General features: G+C 38.5%; 10 protein-coding genes, 6 tRNA genes and 2 rRNA genes. 14 read left to right on the plus strand and 4 right to left on the minus strand.

Features of this window, described 5'->3' with window-relative positions; genetic code table 11:
• Positions 1 to 732: 732 nt before the first annotated feature.
• The 12 genes from VS182_RS03780 to glmS all read left to right on the plus strand — a co-directional run bounded on the left by VS182_RS03780 (position 733) and on the right by glmS (position 11,735).
• A 16S ribosomal RNA gene (locus VS182_RS03780) occupies positions 733 to 2,256 on the plus strand.
• Between the two features lie 145 nt (positions 2,257 to 2,401).
• Positions 2,402 to 2,477 (plus strand) — tRNA-Ala (locus tag VS182_RS03785).
• A 54-nt stretch (positions 2,478 to 2,531) separates the two neighbouring features.
• A 23S ribosomal RNA gene (locus tag VS182_RS03790) occupies positions 2,532 to 5,471 on the plus strand.
• Together the 16S and 23S rRNA genes with 6 tRNA genes alongside form the textbook arrangement of a ribosomal RNA operon.
• A gap of 56 nt (positions 5,472 to 5,527) precedes the next feature.
• Positions 5,528 to 5,603, plus strand: a tRNA-Asn gene (locus tag VS182_RS03795).
• Position 5,604: 1 nt separating this feature from the next.
• Positions 5,605 to 5,678, plus strand: a tRNA-Thr gene (locus VS182_RS03800).
• 37 nt (positions 5,679 to 5,715) lie between these two features.
• Positions 5,716 to 5,797: transfer RNA gene (locus tag VS182_RS03805), tRNA-Tyr, on the plus strand.
• A 31-nt stretch (positions 5,798 to 5,828) separates the two neighbouring features.
• Positions 5,829 to 5,900, plus strand: a tRNA-Gln gene (locus VS182_RS03810).
• Positions 5,901 to 5,912: 12 nt separating this feature from the next.
• Positions 5,913 to 5,984 (plus strand) — tRNA-Gly (locus VS182_RS03815).
• A gap of 133 nt (positions 5,985 to 6,117) precedes the next feature.
• On the plus strand, positions 6,118 to 7,050 hold the full coding sequence (cdaA, locus tag VS182_RS03820) for a diadenylate cyclase CdaA (protein WP_479483877.1): 933 nt from the start codon (positions 6,118 to 6,120) through the stop codon (positions 7,048 to 7,050).
• Positions 7,051 to 7,186: 136 nt separating this feature from the next.
• Positions 7,187 to 8,470, plus strand: coding sequence for a CdaR family protein (locus VS182_RS03825; RefSeq protein WP_479483878.1), 1,284 nt, complete (start codon positions 7,187 to 7,189; stop codon positions 8,468 to 8,470).
• 6 nt (positions 8,471 to 8,476) lie between these two features.
• Positions 8,477 to 9,868 carry a phosphoglucosamine mutase gene (glmM, locus tag VS182_RS03830; RefSeq protein ID WP_479492764.1) on the plus strand — a complete coding sequence of 464 codons (1,392 nt, stop codon included), beginning with the start codon at positions 8,477 to 8,479 and terminating at the stop codon, positions 9,866 to 9,868.
• A gap of 31 nt (positions 9,869 to 9,899) precedes the next feature.
• A complete protein-coding gene (glmS, locus tag VS182_RS03835) occupies positions 9,900 to 11,735 on the plus strand; it encodes a glutamine--fructose-6-phosphate transaminase (isomerizing) (RefSeq protein WP_479492765.1) in 1,836 nt (611 codons plus the stop codon).
• Positions 11,736 to 11,806: 71 nt separating this feature from the next.
• Here the strand turns inward: glmS and VS182_RS03840 are convergent, their stop codons facing one another.
• Together VS182_RS03840 and VS182_RS03845 are read right to left on the minus strand one after the other, a co-directional pair.
• Positions 11,807 to 13,030, minus strand: a complete 1,224-nt coding sequence (locus VS182_RS03840; protein WP_479483881.1) for a glycoside hydrolase family 18 protein — start codon at positions 13,028 to 13,030, stop codon at positions 11,807 to 11,809.
• A 749-nt stretch (positions 13,031 to 13,779) separates the two neighbouring features.
• On the minus strand, positions 13,780 to 15,207 hold the full coding sequence (locus VS182_RS03845; protein WP_479488902.1) for a reverse transcriptase/maturase family protein: 1,428 nt from the start codon (positions 15,205 to 15,207) through the stop codon (positions 13,780 to 13,782).
• Positions 15,208 to 15,435: 228 nt separating this feature from the next.
• Here VS182_RS03845 and VS182_RS03850 point away from each other — a divergent pair, with 228 nt between their 5' ends.
• Positions 15,436 to 15,690, plus strand: a complete 255-nt coding sequence (locus VS182_RS03850; protein WP_479483883.1) for a DUF6154 family protein — start codon at positions 15,436 to 15,438, stop codon at positions 15,688 to 15,690.
• 235 nt (positions 15,691 to 15,925) lie between these two features.
• Here the strand turns inward: VS182_RS03850 and VS182_RS03855 are convergent, their stop codons facing one another.
• Together VS182_RS03855 and VS182_RS03860 are read right to left on the minus strand one after the other, a co-directional pair.
• Complete coding sequence (locus tag VS182_RS03855; RefSeq protein ID WP_479492787.1) at positions 15,926 to 16,084, minus strand: cold shock domain-containing protein; 159 nt, start codon at positions 16,082 to 16,084, stop codon at positions 15,926 to 15,928.
• A 363-nt stretch (positions 16,085 to 16,447) separates the two neighbouring features.
• A complete protein-coding gene (locus tag VS182_RS03860) occupies positions 16,448 to 16,888 on the minus strand; it encodes a DUF2621 family protein (protein ID WP_479488903.1) in 441 nt (146 codons plus the stop codon).
• Positions 16,889 to 17,085: 197 nt separating this feature from the next.
• Between VS182_RS03860 and yfkAB the strand changes: the two genes are divergently transcribed.
• On the plus strand, positions 17,086 to 18,231 hold the full coding sequence (gene yfkAB, locus VS182_RS03865; protein ID WP_479483885.1) for a radical SAM/CxCxxxxC motif protein YfkAB: 1,146 nt from the start codon (positions 17,086 to 17,088) through the stop codon (positions 18,229 to 18,231).
• The last annotated feature ends 301 nt before the right edge of the window (positions 18,232 to 18,532 follow it).

Raw genomic sequence — 18,532 nt, forward strand, 5'->3', positions numbered from 1 at the left:
AACGATAATTTTTATTAAGTCTGTACCCTTGTTATTACATGAGGAATGGACTAAAAATATCATTTGAACAAAACCTTAATCAAAAAACATCCAAAAAAGCTGTTGACATTATTCTCCGCTTAGTTTTATAATTACTAAAATAATTTCGATATAATTTTTATGAAAATAAATGTCATAAAAATCGAACGTGATAATAAAGATATATAGAGGATATAAACTAAGATAAAAACGATCATAAAGATAATGAAAGATAATTTTTGTTAACTCTGTACCCTTGTTATTACATGAGCAATGGACTAAAGATATCATTTGAACAAAACCTTAATCAAAAAACATCTGAAAAAGCTGTTGACATTATTCTCCGCTTAGGTTTATAATTGCCAATGTTGGTCTTGGAACGCACATGCATCTAAAGTGATTTGGATAGATTACTTGTTAGATTGCTGGGCAGATGGTCGTTAGGATCTTTTGAAAAAAAGATGAAATTGGCTGTTGACAACGCAGGTTAAGATGCTTTATACTTGGCAAAGTATGGTTGATATGGTTTATCAGATGAATTTCATTCATTCGATTCTATTGAATCATTCCGAAAGAAGATTTTTTAAAAAAGTTTAGACTGGTTATATGTGTTCCTTGACAACCGAAGAGCAGTGTTTTTGTAAATTATCACGAAAGTGTTGATAACTTGTTTTATAGCAAGTATCAAGCGCGATTGTTTTAAGTTTTGTAGTTATCATGACGAGTTTGATCCTGGCTCAGGACGAACGCTGGCGGCGTGCCTACTACATGCAAGTCGAGCGCGCGCTCATTTATGAGTGGCGAGCGGCGGACGGGTGAGTAACACGTGGGCAACCTACCCAAAAGACGGGGATCACCCTTGGAAACGAGGGTCAATACCGGATAAGCCTCTTTGGTCGCATGGCTAGAGAGGGAAAGGTGCTTTGCACTGTTTTTGGAAGGGCCCGCGGCGCATTAGCTAGTTGGTGGGGTAATGGCTCACCAAGGCTACGATGCGTAACCGGCCTGAGAGGGTGGACGGTCACACTGGGACTGAGACACGGCCCAGACTCCTACGGGAGGCAGCAGTAGGGAATTTTCCGCAATGGGCGAAAGCCTGACGGAGCGACGCCGCGTGAGCGAAGACGGCCTTTGGGTTGTAAAGCTCTGTCCATCGGGAAGAAGAAATGACGGTACCGATGAAGAAAGCCCCGGCTAACTACGTGCCAGCAGCCGCGGTAATACGTAGGGGGCGAGCGTTGTCCGGAATAATTGGGCGTAAAGGGCGTGTAGGCGGGCTTATCAGTCGGGCGTGAAAGGCATAGGCTCAACCTGTGTAAGCGTCCGAAACAGTAGGTCTTTGAGTGTAGTAGAGGGAAGCGGAATTTCTGGTGTAGCGGTGGAATGCGTAGATATCAGAAGGAACACCGGTGGCGAAGGCGGCTTCCTGGACTATCACTGACGCTGAGGCGCGAAGGCGTGGGTAGCAAACAGGATTAGATACCCTGGTAGTCCACGCGGTAAACGATGAGTGCTAGGTGTAGGGATGCTAAGCATCTTTGTGCCGAAGGAAACCCATTAAGCACTCCGCCTGGGGAGTACGGTCGCAAGGCTGAAACTCAAAGGAATTGACGGGGGCCCGCACAAGCGGTGGAGCATGTGGTTTAATTCGACGCAACGCGAAGAACCTTACCAGGGCTTGACATCCCGCTGAACAGGTCTGAGAAGATCTGGGCCCTTCGGGGACAGCGGTGACAGGTGGTGCATGGTTGTCGTCAGCTCGTGTCGTGAGATGTTGGGTTCAGTCCCGCAACGAGCGCAACCCTTATCTTCGGTTGCCAGCATGTAATGATGGGCACTTTGGAGAAACAGCCGGCGAAAGCCGGAGGAAGGCGGGGATGACGTCAAATCATCATGCCCCTTATGTCCTGGGCTACACACGTGCTACAATGGCCGTTACAGAGGGAAGCGAAACCGCGAGGTGGAGCCAATCTCAGAAAAGCGGTCTCAGTTCGGATCGCAGGCTGCAACTCGCCTGCGTGAAGTAGGAATCGCTAGTAATCGCGGATCAGCATGCCGCGGTGAATACGTTCCCGGGCCTTGTACACACCGCCCGTCACACCACGAGAGTGGGTCATACCCGAAGTCGGTGAGGGAACCCGGTTTACCGGGACCCAGCTGCCGAAGGTAGGGCTCGCGATTGGGGTGAAGTCGTAACAAGGTATCCCTACCGGAAGGTGGGGATGGATCACCTCCTTTCTGGAGTTATATGTGATAATTTACATTTACTGTTCTGCTCTTCGGTTGTGAGGGAATACTTACTCAAATTCAATTCTATCTCTTTAGGGATTGGTTGTTTTTGTGTCTTGTATTGATCTCTTTAATTGTTGTTTTTTATTGATTGGGGGCTATAGCTCAGATGGGAGAGCGCCTGCCTTGCAAGCAGGAGGTCAGCGGTTCGATCCCGCTTAGCTCCACCAATATGTGTACCTTGCCAACTGAATAGAGATTAAGTGAAATTTTCTGTAAAAACAGGTCAAGCGAATAAGGGCACACGGAGGAAGCCTAGGAGTCAAGTGCCTATGAAGGACGGGGCTAACACCGAAATGCCCCGGGGAGCCGCAAGCAGGCTGTGATCCGGGGGTATCCGAATGGGGAAACCCACCTGTGAGGAGCACAGGTACTCATATACCGAAGTGAGTAGGTTGTATGAGAGGCAAGCGGGGGAAGTGAAACATCTCAGTACCCCGAGTAGAAGAAAGCAAGTGCGATTTTCTGAGTAGAGGCGATCGAAAGGGAAAGGGCCCAAACCATATGTGAATGCATATGGGGTTGTAGGACATATTCAATAAGGTTGTTGTAGTTCCATAGGAGAAGTGGACCTGGGAAGGCCTGCCAGAGAAGGTGAAAGCCCTGTAGCCGAAATGGAACATGAACGATCTGGATGTGATCCTGAGTACGTCTTGGCACGAGAAACCGAGACGGAAGCAGGGAGGACCACCTCCCAAGGCTAAACACGCTTGACTACCGATAGTGAAGTAGTACCGTGAGGGAAAGGTGAAAAGCACCCCAAAAGGGGAGTGAAAGAGAACCTGAAACCGTGTGCTTAACGGACGGTCGGAGCTTGTGGTGGATTTATCCATCAGCGAGTGACGGCGTGCCTTTTGAAGAAGGAACCGGCGAGTGTAAGTAGCATGCAAGGTTAAGGTCTGCTAAGGACCGGAGCCGAAGCGAAAGCGAGTCGATTAAGGGCGCATAGTATGTTGTTTACGACCCGAAGCCGGGTGAGCTACCCATGTCCAGGATGAAGTGGCGGTAAGACGCTATGGAGGTCCGAACCCAAGGGTGTTGCAAAACCCTGGGATGAGGTGTGGGTAGGGGTGAAATGCCAATCGAACCCGGTGATAGCTGGTTCTCCCCGAAATGGCTTTAGGGTCAGCCTGCAGTGTTGCTCAATAGGAGGTAGAGCTCTGGATGCGCGAGGGGCCCGCGAGGGTTACCAAGTGCAACTAAACTACGAATGCCTATAGAGAAAGCTGTGGAGTGAGACTGTGTGCGCTAAGGTACATGGTCAAGAGGGAAACAGCCCAGACCATCAGCTAAGGTCCCAAAGTCACAGCTAAGTGGTGAAGGAAGTGAATTTGCGAAGACAGCCAGGATGTTGGCTTGGAAGCAGCCATCATGGAAGGAGTGCGTAACAGCTCACTGGTCGAGTGGATTTGCGCCGAAAATGTAACGGGGCTAAGCTGTGCACCGAAGCTATGGATATTATGTAAATAATGTGGTAGGGGAGCGTTCTGTGTTGCAAAGAAGCCGAACTGAGAAGTGAGGTGGAGTACACAGAAGTGAGAATGCCGGTATGAGTAGCAAAAGAGGGGTTAGAATCCCCTCCACCGAAAGCCTAAGGGTTCCTGGGGAAGGATTAACCACCCAGGGTTAGTCGGGGCCTAAGCCGAGGCGTAAGAGCGTAGGCGATGGACAACAGGTTTATATTCCTGTACCGGTTACACGCGTTAAAACGAAGGGGAGACGCAGGTGGTTGACTGTGGCGCGCGGATGGAAGTGCGCGTTCAAGCGGCAAGCGAGTGTAGGGAGGGAAATCCCCCTATGCGATGAGGGAGCCGTGATGAGGACGGGTTGAAACCCGGAAGAGCAGAAGATCGTGCTGCCAAGAAAAGCCTCTAGGAGTGTGTAAGCGCCCGTACCGTAAACCGACACAGGTGGGCAAGGAGAGTATCTAAAGGTGAGCGGGAGAACGTTTGTTAAGGAACTCGGCAACATAGCCCCGTAACTTCGGGAGAAGGGGTGCTCCTTTCTATAAAAGGAGAGGAGCCGCAGTGAAGAGGTCCAGGCGACTGTTTACCAAAAACACAGGTCTCTGCAAAGCCGAAAGGCGAAGTATAGGGGCTGACGCCTGCCCGGTGCTGGAAGGTAAAGGGGAAGAGTTGGCGCTCAGAACCGAAGCCCCAGTAAACGGCGGCCGTAACCGTAACGGTCCTAAGGTAGCGAAATTCCTTGTCGGGTAAATTCCGACCTGCACGAAAGGCGTAACGATCTGGACAGTGTCTCAACAAGCGACCCGGTGAAATTGCAATGTCTGTGAAGATGCAGACGACCCGCGGCAAGACGGAAAGACCCCGTGGAGCTTTACTGCAGCTTGGTATTGAGCTGATGGCGTGCATGTACAGGATAGGTGGGAATCAGTGAAACATATGCGCTAGCATGTGTGGAGATAACCGTGGGATACCACCCTTGTACGTTGTTGGTTCTCACTGATATTCCTAGACGGGATACAGGAAAGTGCCAGGTGGGCAGTTTGACTGGGGCGGTCGCCTCCCAAAAGGTAACGGAGGCGTTCAAAGGTTCTCTCAGCGCGGATGGAAATCGTGCTAATGAGTGCAAAGGCATAAGAGAGCCTGACTGCGAGACGTACATGTCAAGCAGGGACGAAAGTCGGACTTAGTGATCCGGTGGTACCGAGTGGAAGGGCCATCGCGCAACGGATAAAAGCTACCCCGGGGATAACAGGCTAATCTCCCCCGAGAGTTCACATCGGCGGGGAGGTTTGGCACCTCGATGTCGGCTCATCGCATCCTGGGGCTGAAGGAGGTCCCAAGGGTTGGGCTGTTCGCCCATTAAAGCGGTACGCGAGCTGGGTTCAGAACGTCGTGAGACAGTTCGGTCCCTATCTGCCGCGGGCGTAGGAGGCTTGCAGGGGTCTGTTCCTAGTACGAGAGGACCGGAATGGGCATGCCAATGGTGTACCTGTTGCTTCGCCAGGAGCACAGCAGGGTAGCTAAGCATGATAGGAGAAGCGCTGAAAGCATCTAAGCGCGAAGCCTGCCCTAAGATTAGGCCTCCCGCCGCAGCAAAGCGGGTAAGACACCTTGGAGAATACGAGGTTGATCGGTCTGATGTGAAAGCGTCGTGAGACGTGAAGCTGACAGATACGAATTGTACGAGGGCTTGACCTGATATTTAAGTTAATTTCACTTACTTTCTGTATTCAGTTGATGAGGGCAACATATATTCCTCAATAGCTCAATTGGTAGAGCGTCCGGCTGTTAACCGGCAGGTTGCAGGTTCGAGTCCTGCTTGAGGAGCCATGCTTCCATAGCTCAGTTAGGTAGAGCGCTTCCATGGTAAGGAAGAGGTCACCAGTTCGAACCTGGTTGGAAGCTTATGCGGCCCGGTTTTTATATTTTGCTTTTTGTACTTGGAGGGATACCAAAGTGGCTAAATGGGGCGGACTGTAAATCCGTTGGCTCTGCCTTCGTAGGTTCGAATCCTACTCCCTCCATATTTTTGACTTTTTTTAAACTCTCGTGTTTTGGGGAGTAGCCAAGTGGTAAGGCAACGGGTTTTGATCCCGTGATACGGAGGTTCAAACCCTCCCTCCTCAGTTCTTATTTTATGCGGAAGTGGCTCAGTGGTAGAGCATCGCCTTGCCAAGGCGAGGGTCGCGGGTTCGAATCCCGTCTTCCGCTTTTTGTTTTTGTTTTTAATGTAGGAAAGTATATGTTCTTTTTTTCTTGATTTTAAGAGAATAAAAAGGACATTTTTTTGCTTAAGATCTTTTTTCTATTCTATAAATAAGGATGAAATATATGGGGGAATTCTATGTTATTCCTCCCAATGTCTTGGAGTTGGGATTGGTTTTCTTATAGCAAAATCTTTTTTTATGGTCAAATTGTATTAGATATAGGTATTACGACTTTAGCTTTTTTCTATTTTTTTCGTTTTATGTTGCGTGGAACACGTGCAATTGAGCTATTGAAGGGCATTCTTTTGGTTAGTTTGATTTTTTATGTAAGTGATATTTTTGGTTTAGATACTTTGAAAATTTTTGTGCAACATATTTTTTCTTTTGTAACGGTTATTGTTTTTGTTATTTTCCAACCCGAAATACGTCGTGGTTTAGGGCGTTTAGGACAAACAGGTATTTTGGGCTGGTTAGATCCATTGAATGATGACAACTTGGATGCTAAAATTGTGCGTTTTATTGTCCAAGCTACTGCTCGTATGGCTGAAAAGCGTATAGGTGCTTTGATGGCTATTGAGTGTAAAACTGGTTTAAGTGACTATGTTGAAACCGGTGTTTCAATTAATGGGAGTATTAGTCCCGAACTCTTACATACTATTTTTATCCCGACCACGCCTTTACATGATGGTGCTGCTATTTTAAGAGGCCATACTTTAGTGGCTGTTGGATGTTACTTACCTTTGTCAAAAAGCATGAATTTGGATAAGACAATGGGTACAAGACATCGTGCTGGGCTAGGATTATCCGAAGTTTCTGATGCTATTGTTGTTATTGTTTCTGAAGAGACAGGAGCTATATCTTTGGCTATTCACGGTAATTTATACCGCGATCTTGATGAAGAAAAACTACGTAGTAAGCTTTATAATATGCTGGTTTCCCAACCTGCAGGCAAGTTTCAATTTTTACAATTCAAAAGAAAAAATCATAAATTCAAGGTTTTTCTTTTAAAAAAATTCAAATTTATAAAAAAAATAAAGCTATATAAAGATAGAAACCATGAAGATAAATGAAATTTATATATAAATTTTTATACGATAATAAAAATAGCCCGTGTTAATATACTCTATTTTAGATCATAAAAACTGAGTACTATTTTCAGGGCTTATATTTTTTTAAGAACTTATATTTTAAGAATTAATTAGGTACATGATTATAGCAAGAAAGGAGAATGAGGCAGGATTGATTGAACGTTTGTTAAAAAATGTTTGGGGTAGTTGGATTATGGCCTTATTAATTTCTATCGTTTTTTGGGTTTTTAATTCAAGTAAATCACCTTTGCAAAATAGAGAAAGGATTTCTGAAAAAGTTTCCTTAAATGTAAAGCCTATTTATAATCAACAACAATTCCGTTTAAAATATCTTTCAAATAATAAAGTTGATTTTTATTTATTCATAGATAAAAAAAATGATCAAAGTGTTTCTTATTTAGAAAATAATTTAGAAGCGAAAATTTTTTTAGCAGATCGATCAGGTCAACAGTCTGCTGTTATTTTACATCCTTCTTTCCCTGGCGGGATTACGGTCGAAAAGGCAAATCCGAATCTTATCTATGTCCTGTTAGAGAAAAAAATTAGTAAAACGCTTAATATAAGGCCTGATATTTTACAATTACCTCAGGATTATGAAGTTTTAAGTAACGAGATAAAACCTTCTGATAAAGTGATGATCACGGGATCAGAGTCTGATGTTAATAAAGTATCGATGATCAAAGCAGAGGTGCTTTTTCCATATACGGAAAGAAGTTTTAATGATGAACAGCAGTTAATTTTACATCAGGAAGTGCAACTTTATCCATTAGATGGTAACGGTAAAGTCATAGATGATCTAGATCTAAATCCATCTACGGTTAATGTTGAATTTCGCTTAAATGTTCCTGGTCAAACTATGCCTTTAAAAATTAATATTACCAAATTACCGATGCCTGAGTTTGCGGTTGATAAAGTTATTTCAAGTGTTCAAAATGTGACAGCATATGCATCTAAAGATAAATTTTTTAATTTACCAAATGAATTCACCATAGATATTGATGCGAGTTCGATGCGTGAAGATACCCCTTTATTTTTACCTATTGTTCTTTCGTCAAATGATACAGACATTCATTTGTCACCAAATATGACTAAGGTAGAAGTTAAAATTGTCAAATCCAAGCAGAAAACAATTCATAATCTTGATGTCAATCTTGTAGGTAATCCTATAGGTAAATTAGCTAGTAATTTCTTCATTAATAATCGTGCGGTTGCACGGATACCTGTTATCGTAAGTGGTTCACCGTCAGTATTAAAAAATTTAGATACTAAAAAAATCGTAGCTAGTGCTAATATTTCTAATTTAGGCGTTGGTACGCATGACGTACCAGTTGTCATTAATATCGAAGATAAGCGCGTAAGATTAGTATTAGATAATTATGTCAGAGTGAAAATTTTACCATAAAGTTTGGTGAACGAAAGTGGTGTGATGATAATTAATTTTGGTACTGATGGTGTACGAGGTATAGCCAATAAAGATTTAACACCTGATTTTATTTTTCGTTTTGCACAGATTGTGACGCAATATTTAGCTGAGGAACAACAAAAAACAAAGACCGTTAAAATACCATCTTTTGTTATCGGTTGCGACACCAGATGGTCAGGTCCGTTGTTTGAACATGCATTAATCGCAGGCATTTTATCTGTAGGCGGTAATGTTTTTAAATTAGGTGTAACAACCACACCAGCTGTTGCTTTTGCTAGCAATTATTTTCAAGCGGCAGGTGGATTTATGTTATCTGCTTCACATAATCCCTTTTTTGATAATGGCTTAAAAGTTTTTGACGCTAGAGGTGGTAAATTATCCAATAAATCAGAAGAGATAATTTCCCAAGCAATGAAAGATTCCGGATATAAGCTTAATCAACCAACGGGTAGTCAAATTGGTCGTGTATTCAATAAAAATATTAATGGCCTATATCTAGAGCATATATATAATTTATGTCCAGTCAACCTACGAAATTGGCGGATTGTTTTAGATGCGGCTAATGGATCTGCTAGTCATATCGGTCCCAAATTATTAGAAATGTGTGGTGCTGAAGTAATACCACTTGGCGTTTCACCAAATGGTATTAATATAAATGACAATATTGGTTCAACACATCCTAAAAAAATACAACAAATGGTTAAACAAACACAAGCCGATTTAGGCTTAGCTTTAGATGGCGATGGTGATCGTTTAATAGCTATTGACGATGCAGGTAATATTGTTGATGGTGATATTATAATTGCGATATGTGCCTCTGTTTTAGCCCATAAAAGACAACTAACTGGCGATACAGTTGTTTTAACGGTTATGAGTAATAGAGGGGTCATTGATTGGTTAAATAAACAAAAGATAAAGACCGAGATTACTGGCGTCGGTGACCGTAACGTTTCAGCACTTATGATTGAGAAAGGTTATAGTTTGGGGGGTGAGCCGTCAGGGCATATTATTTTTGCCAACTGTGCTTTAAATGGTGATGGATTATTAACTAGTTTGCAATTTTTGCGTGCTATTGTTGAACATAAGCAGACTTTACGCGAGCTTTGCTCTCAGATTGAGATGCGTGTACAAAAAATGGTTAATTTACCTTTGCCCTTATCGATTGATAAAAAAGTTTGGCACGACGATCCTTTGTTTATCGCATGTGTAAAAAATATTGAACAACAACTAGCTCATAAAGGCCGTTTATTAATACGTCCTTCAGGTACAGAGCCTTTGTTGCGTCTTATGATCGAAGCATCATCTGATAAGGAAGCAACTGTTTGTATGGAGCAGTTAACATGTACATTAAAACGGCTTCTAGCAAAAAAAACGTGATTAAATACACATAAGGAGGTCGGTAGTTTATATGTGTGGTATTTATGCATATGTAGGTTACGCTGATGCGCAGAAATTATTATGGAACGGTTTGAAATGCTTAGAATATCGAGGTTATGACTCGGCTGGTATGGCCATACACGATGGTCATAGGATACATTTTTCTCGTGTGAAGGGCAAGCTTAATAATCTTAGTGATTCTTTGCAGCAAAATCCTCTTCAAGGAACTTGTGGTATCGGTCATACAAGATGGGCTACACATGGCAAACCATCTTGGGAAAACGCGCATCCTCAATTGGATAAAGATCAGCGTATTGCTGTTGTGCATAACGGTGTTTTAGAAAATGAAGATGAGTTACGTCAAAAATTAATTAAAAAAGGCTATACTTTTTCCTCTGAAACGGATACAGAAATTATCGTTTATTTGTTAATCGATAATTTGTGCAATGATTTTTTAGAAACCGTTTCCAAAGCAGCAAGCTATCTTAAAGGATCTTATGCTTTTGTTGTTATCACAGAAAACGAACCACAGCGCGTAATAGCTGTACGTTGTAAGAGTCCGTTAATTGTCGGTATAGGTGAAAACGAACATTGGTTAGCTTCTGATATACCGGCATTGTTACCTCATACCAAGCATATTCAAGTTCTTGAGGATAACGAAATGATTGATGTAAGACCTGATAAAATAGCTTTATATGGTTTATTCGATCGTAAAATTATCCTGAGGAAAACAAATACGATTTCTTGGTCCACAAAAGCAGCTGACAAAGGGGACCATCCACATTTTATGCATAAGGAATTATACGAGCAGCCTGAATCTATACGAAATACCTTAAAAGAGCGACTTTTTAAAAATAAGATTGATCTTACAAACGAACTTTCTACAAAATTTGCCCATGGTAAACAATGGGATAATGTTCATTTAATCGGATGTGGTACCGCTTATCATTCCTGTTTATATGGTCAAACATTTTGCGAACAAATATTACATTTACCTTCCCGAGCTTATATCGCTTCGGAATATGCATTGTACGATCCTTTAATTACTAATCAGACATGTGTCATCGCAATTAGTCAATCAGGTGAAACTGCTGATACATTGGCGGCTATGCGTTTAGCTAAAAGTAAAGGCGGTCATGTTTTAGCTATCACCAATGTTGCAGAGTCAAGTATTGCTCGAGAAGCAGATGAAGTTTTATTAACACATGCTGGTCCAGAAATAGCTGTTGCTTCAACCAAAGCTTATACAGCACAATTAATTTCGCTGATGCTTGTGATCATGTCATGGTCAGAACATCGATCAGCCACAAAAAAAACGGGACTTTCCTTAGAGATGTTGCATAATTTTCCTGATCAAGTTGCTTATGTTTTACAACAAACTAATGGTGTAGTTAAAGAATGGGCTATACGTTTAACAAACGTTAAAACCTGCTTCTTTTTAGGCAGAGGACTTGATGTATATTTATCTTCTGAAGGTGCGCTTAAGCTTAAAGAACTAGCTTATATACATGCATCATCATATCCTGCTGGCGAGCTTAAACATGGCAGTTTAGCGCTTTTAGAAGAAGGTTTGCCGGTTTTTGCTTTACTTACACAGCCTAAGGTGAAAATGAAAATGATGGTTAATATTAGAGAAACAATGACCAGAGGAGCAATGGTTTTTGCTGTCATCATACCAGAGGCTGAATCTTTAATATCAGGGATTGTTAAACCAGAAAATATGATTGTTTTACCTAAAAGCAATCCTTGGTTAGCACCTATCTTGGCCGTACTACCGTTACAATGGTTAGCTTATCATTCCTGCTTGTTAAGAGGTAACGATGTTGATCAACCACGAAATTTGGCTAAAAGTGTTACGGTCGAATAGTTTATACAGACGCATATTGATACAGTTTATTTTATGCTATTATTGATGATTTTGGAGCTAAATAACTTTTACTACCAAATCTTACATAGTGCTTTTAATAATTTTCCTGTACGATCATTTCTAATAGTCCAAATTGCTAAACCGCCTAAATTATAGTTTTTCGCAAATTTTGCTTTAGCTGTTAATGATTCTGGATCATCAAAAGAAATAAACAGGCCATTCTTCTCATTCCAAGCAAAAGGTACCATGGCTTTTTGATTGAAATATTTTTTTATATAACCACTTTTAAGCAATTTATCAATTTCGGTATAATTAAAAGCGCCTTGCTGCTTCCTGTTAGGGATATCTGGACAATTTTGATATTCTCCATTACGGACTTTTGGGCAGTGATTCCAGCCCCGTCCATAAAAAGCAATACCCATATTTATTTTGGCTGCAGGTACTCCTGCAGCCAAAGCTCTTTTTATGCTGGAAGATACATTTTCTCTTTTCATATATGGATAATAAGGGGAATTTGGATCGGCATATAAAGGTGTATTATGTCCATTATTTGTATCCCAGGGTCCTTTATAGTCATATGTCATAATTGTTATCCAATCGAGAATATTGGCAATTTTTTGCATTTCAACATTTTTCATATGTTCTTTATTAGCCCCTAAAGCAATGCTTAAAGAATAAGACCTATTTTGCATATTCAAATGCTGGCGTATTTTTCCTAATAATAGCGTGTAATTTTTTTTATCCTTAGGTCCGCCGCCTTGGCTACTTTTTACGGGATATTCCCAATCTAGATCAATACCATCAAACATTGACCACTTATTTAAAAACTTTACAACACTTTTAGCGAAATGCTCACGATTTTCCTCTGAGGATGCAGCTATAGTGAATCCCTTCTCATTGGTCCACGCTCCTACGGATATTACCACTTTTAAATTAGGATGACTTTTCTTCAAAAGAGCTAATTGACCGTAGTTACCTTTAAAATTTTTTTTCTTATCCGGATCAAAAGGATATTCTGTTTCCATGTATGCGTCCATAGGTTTTACCTTTCCTTCGATGATTGTAGCGAAGGCATATATTATATGTGTTAGGCATTTTGGATTAAGATCAACAATATCTTTACGCTTTTTATACGTGGACCAGCCGGGATAATATGCTACCATACGCTTGGGATTACTTTGAGTATCCCATATATTGAATTTTTTCTGTAAAACTTTTCGATATATATGATTTGGATAGTTAGACAATTGAGGATCAAGAGACTTGGTTTGCTTGTAATTATGTAGTATAGACATTCTCACTTTTCCTTCTTTATATATAATAGGTTATTATTTAAAAGGCATAAAACAAAAAATAAACAAATCTAAAACAGATCAATCAAAAAATCTGGCAAAAAAATATAAATAAACTCTATATAAAAATTTCTATATAAAAAAAGAATATAAATCAATCCATAAATTTCATCACAGTAAACAAAATAAACAAAAATAATATATGGAATAAACAAAAATAGTATATGGAATAAACAAAAATAGTATATGGAATAAACAAAAATAGTATATGGAATAAACAAAAATAGTATATGGAATAAACAAAAATAGTATATGGAATAAACAAAAATAGTATATGGAATAAACAAAAATAGTATATGGAATAAACAAAAATAGTATATGGAATAAATAAAGATGGTTTAGGGACAAAATATATAGAAATAAAAGCGGAGATGTTATTAAATGATAAAATAAACTATTAATAAATTTATTTCCGTTAAATAAGAGAATAGATTTATATCATTTATCGCTTTTTTTATGAAAAAATAAATATTTGAATTTTATTTGGTTTATTTTTTAGTTTGCCAATTATTTTTTTATTAAATTATTTTTCATAACTACTAGCTTGCTCGAAAACTTAATCTAAATAGAGTTTAAGCACCTAATTGAAAGCACTAAAATCAATTATAATGTCTATTTTTTTAAATTAAATCATTAATAATTGGCTATATTAATATTTACAGGCAAGTTCAAAAAACATTAAAGGTAGTGAATTAATCTTTTTCCACCACCTTTTTCCAATCAAAACGTTGTTGACGAAAACCGCCGTTATAAAATAGGAGTTCTTTGATCCCTTGGGGTGTTTCGTAAAGGATGCCAGGTTTGTCATCTATGCGGTATTTTTCGGCCATTAAACGAACATTTGACTTGTATTTACTGGCCATTGTTTTATAAAAGCTTATTTTCATAATATAACCAAAACGGTGTAAATTGCTTACATTATGAGCTAGGCGATAATAGTTATATATTGTTTCTATTTCAGTGTTATAGGATTGCAAAATTGTATAATCATCTTTTGATACTAGATAAGGCCGATGTAATATTTTCCATAATTTTGTGCTGGGATTTATTTTAATAGCTTCTAATTTGAATAACTTTGCTGCCCAAACAGTATGAGGCAAAGATAGACGACAAGGATCATAAGGTTTATGCGGATGTTTAGGGACAGAGATATCGTAGCCTAAAAAGCGTATCTTTTTAATAGCATGTTGAATTGTGATATCCTCAGATGTAATAGGTAGTTTAAGTGTTTCTGTTAAAAAGATGAGCAATTTTTCCTTAAAATAGATAGCATCATTTTTATTTCCTCTTAAGCCAGCTAACCATTCTTCTCCATGACGTACGTATACAAGTTTTTTATGTTGTTGTTTAGCGTAGTGTTCTTGAAATCTTCTCATCCAAAGATCTAACTCATTTAAATAAATATTGGCTAATAACGGGCCAATAATGCTACCTTTGGCGGTATTGTGATAACCTGTCTGGGGATAGTACCATGCTATTAAATAATTAGCTTTTAACATTTTTCTTATTAATTTTAACAAAGATTGATCATCGATTTTTTTTTGTAAAATTGATAACATTACTATATGATCTAAATGGCAAAGGATTGGTTTTTTACATGTCAAAAACCAGACGACATTTGTAAATTTTGCTTGAATTTGTCCAAGTGCTGTATGACATCCTAAACGGCCTCTAAATGCATGGGAGCACTCTAGCATGTTAGGTTCATAACATGCCTCTAAGATCGAACGTACGACCTCTTGAAGCAATAAATCTTCCCAACGCAGTTTATATATTGCCTTAGGTATAAGTTTTCGTTTATGGCGGTGTTTTCCACGTAATTTGGGCAATGGTAACTCTTCCCAAATCATTTTGTGCGGTTTATATTTTTTTTGGCGTAAAACGCTAATTAGGTGGTCAATATCTGCATGTGATGGTTGTATCATCAATGACAAGCATCTTTTTGAAACATGATCATTATTATAAAGGCTATATTTCAATATTGGATAATTAGACGCTTGTAAGCGTGCCCAAGCAATCCTGTACCATTTCGGGTTATATAATAAGCGATATAAACGGCGAAACTGGTATTCTTCGTTCTTGTTGATCAACTGACCCAGAATGATTACGGGATCGCGCATTGCTTAAGATACACCCCCTTTGCATATAAACCAGATTATATAAAAATTAATTTTCAAACCACTATATATTGCGATAAAATATGCGTCATCATATTTAGATGTTACCATAATTTGAGGAAACTTCGTCAATTATACAAAAGCAAGATGAGCTGGGTGAGCGATTTGTGATACAATAATGCCAGCGTGGATGCAATAATAAGCGGGTGATTTTCCAAGGGAGGAAGTGGCGTGCGGTTCGTTGATTGTATTTATACACTATATCGAGAACAACTCCATGATGAAGAGGCAGCGTGCGCTGTTGTATTGAGTCTTTTGGAAGAACATACGCGTGATCATGTCATGAAGCTAATCGCTGAAATGAGTGACGAAGAAATCATGCAGATGATGGGTATTTATTTGATCGAGATGCTTAAGGTGAAAATGATGCAAGAAGGTAAGCTGAATAAGCGCTCTCGTGATTTAGTTCGGTCATATGTTCATTAGAACTAACTACCTCTATATTACATATATATGTTATAGATCACCAATTTGAGATTTTATGCAATTGAGTTGGTGATGATTGTTTTTTTAAATACGATTGCGTACAAATATTTTGTTTTGCGAATAAATCACAGAATATATTGATAAATTAAATACGAGTTTATTACTCATCTTAGATCTAAATAAACATAAAAAAACTCCAGGATAAGTTTGTTCCTGGAGTTTTTTAAAATCTAAACTAACCTTGACGCTTTCTTCTTACATTTGCTGCTTGAGGACCGCGCTCACCTTCTACGATATCAAACATAACAGGTTCGCCCTCTTCTAAAGTTCTGAAACCTTCACTATTGATTTCTGTGTAATGAACAAATACGTCGTTACCAGTACCTGGTTCAATGAAGCCATAACCTTTTTCGGCATTGAACCATTTTACTTTTCCTTCGACATCTTTTTGTTTTACAACATTGTTATTTGGACGTTTTCCTTCTCCGGACAAACCGTCACGATCACGGCCTCTGCTACCAACAAATTGGTCTTTCTCAAAAGTATTTAGGTCTTTCACAAACATATCCTCCTTGAATTCAACGTCGGGAAGGCTGTGTTCCATATAAAGTAATGCTTACATAAAATGGATTGCCGCCGGTGCATAAATTCCGTACGCCCACTTCCTCCCGCGACCTTACACCATCTTACGATACCTAGTCCCTAGATACAAGCGTTTCTGTATTTTCAGTCCAATCATTTTTGCTATTACAGAGCATCAATGTTTAAATAGATGTTTATAAAGCTGGATATCAATTCCCATACGTACTAAAGTTCGCTTTAAAAACCACTGATCTCGACGAGGCGTAGCGATAATATATCCCTCTATTAACAACGATTTATCAATTTTTTTCACTTCTTTTGCCAAGGCTAGCTTTCCTATGCAACCCATGATCGTTTGTTTGGCTGCAGGACGAAATGGTTTGGGTACGGGCATAATAAGTTTTTCCAATAATTCTTTTTCATCGTCATGCCATAAATGTTGCGTTTGTTTAATTATGTCTATCTCTCTATCTATCAATGAGTGACCGTCTTTCATAGGCAAAGATTTTAAAAATTTACGAAACATGAATTTACCACCGATACCTAAAAATATGATTAGACCAAACCAGAATGGTAAATATAGCCAAAACCAATCGACAATATGGTTTCCTAGCAAAATATCCTACTCCTTTAAGTTTATAAAATTTATTTTTGTAAAAATATCAAGTATATTAATCGTCTTTTTGTATCTTTATGTATAAAAAATAAAATTAACTATCAAAGACAAATAATTTTTTATGCAACTCAATTATCGGAAAGACAAAGATCATAACAGATGGTAAAATAATGATACTATAAATTAAGGAGGATCTAATGCTTGAAAATACAAGGACATTAAAAAAAATTAGTTCTTCTTTTGATCCATGGGATCCTTTCTTAACACGTGCTAAATATACAAAACACGTTTTAACGAGTATTGAAGTTACCGTTACACAGCGATGTAATTTGCGTTGTGCACATTGTGCTGTGGGAGAATCCCTTTTGTATCAAGAAGAACCTTTAGTAGCAAGATTAGATCAACTATTTCGTAAGTTAGATGAAATTGAGACATTAGAAACGATTAGTTTGACAGGTGGAGAACCTTTATTATCAGTCGAAACAATTAATAAAGTAATAAAACCTTTATTGAGATATGCTAAAAAAAGAGGACTATATACCCAAGTTAATACTAATCTTACGTTACCTGCGAGTAGATATCAAGATGATTTGATATCCGACATTGACATTTTACACATATCATACAATGCTTGGGATGAAATATCATTTGGTAAATTAGTTTTTTCTAATTTAAAAAAAATAAGTGATGATCATATTAGGTATCAACAAAAAAAAATATGGAATTTATTACAAACAAATATTTATAACTTGGCTCAACAAGGCTGTTTTATATCAGCCGAAACCTTTGTTAGTCCTTTGACAAGAGAAAACTTAATTAACTTGCATCAGCAGATTGATGATCTTGGTTGCTTGCGTCATGAAATACATCCTTTATATCCTAGTGATTTTGCTAAAGATGCTGATTTGTTAACAAAAAATATATATCGAGATACAGTACTTGAACTATTAAACAAACGCAGACATAACATATGGTTATTATTTGGCACACTTCCCATTTTTCCTTGTAGCGAAGATATAAGAGATCAAGAATTATGGCTAAAGCTACATGACACACCAAATACGACTGTCAGACAAGATCCCGATGGGCGTAATAGATTAAATATTAACCTTTTCGATGGAGCTGTGCGTATAACAGACTTTGGAAAACCCATATCTTTAGGGGAGTGGACACAGGAATCTATACTACATATTTTTGAACGTTTATTAATGAGCAAAAAAATTGCTCAATACCATTGTTTTTGTAAGCAAGCTCGTTGTACAGGTCCAAATTCTTTTGTGAAAGAAGTCTATTACAAGGATGTTGATTTTACCCAAAGAAAATCTTTCGTCTCCATAACATGAGCGATATCTTCACATTAAAGCTATATTGTGAATCGAAAAGAATAAAAGAATAAAAGAATAAAAAAACATCTTTATATTAAAGATGTTTTTTATTAAAATATAAACAATATTAAATAATTATATCAAAGATGCATAAAAACCCTTTTAAGAGCATTTTAGAATCTAAAGCACTAAAATATATGATAATGTCTACCTTTTTATTACATAAATAGTATTAAAATATAAAAAATAAATATTATTTTCATTTTAATCTAAATATATTATAAATAACAGAATTCCCATTAATTTTTTAAAATAAATT

This window comes from Pasteuria ramosa, from assembly GCF_056496785.1.

Coding starts and splice junctions, on each gene's coding strand:
- cdaA (WP_479483877.1), top strand. CDS start 6,118: ATGTTATTCCTCCCAATGTCTTGGAGTTGGGATTGGTTTTCTTATAGC.
- VS182_RS03825 (WP_479483878.1), top strand. CDS start 7,187: ATGATTATAGCAAGAAAGGAGAATGAGGCAGGATTGATTGAACGTTTG.
- glmS (WP_479492765.1), top strand. CDS start 9,900: ATGTGTGGTATTTATGCATATGTAGGTTACGCTGATGCGCAGAAATTA.
- VS182_RS03840 (WP_479483881.1), bottom strand. CDS start 13,030: ATGTCTATACTACATAATTACAAGCAAACCAAGTCTCTTGATCCTCAA.
- VS182_RS03845 (WP_479488902.1), bottom strand. CDS start 15,207: ATGCGCGATCCCGTAATCATTCTGGGTCAGTTGATCAACAAGAACGAA.
- yfkAB (WP_479483885.1), top strand. CDS start 17,086: ATGCTTGAAAATACAAGGACATTAAAAAAAATTAGTTCTTCTTTTGAT.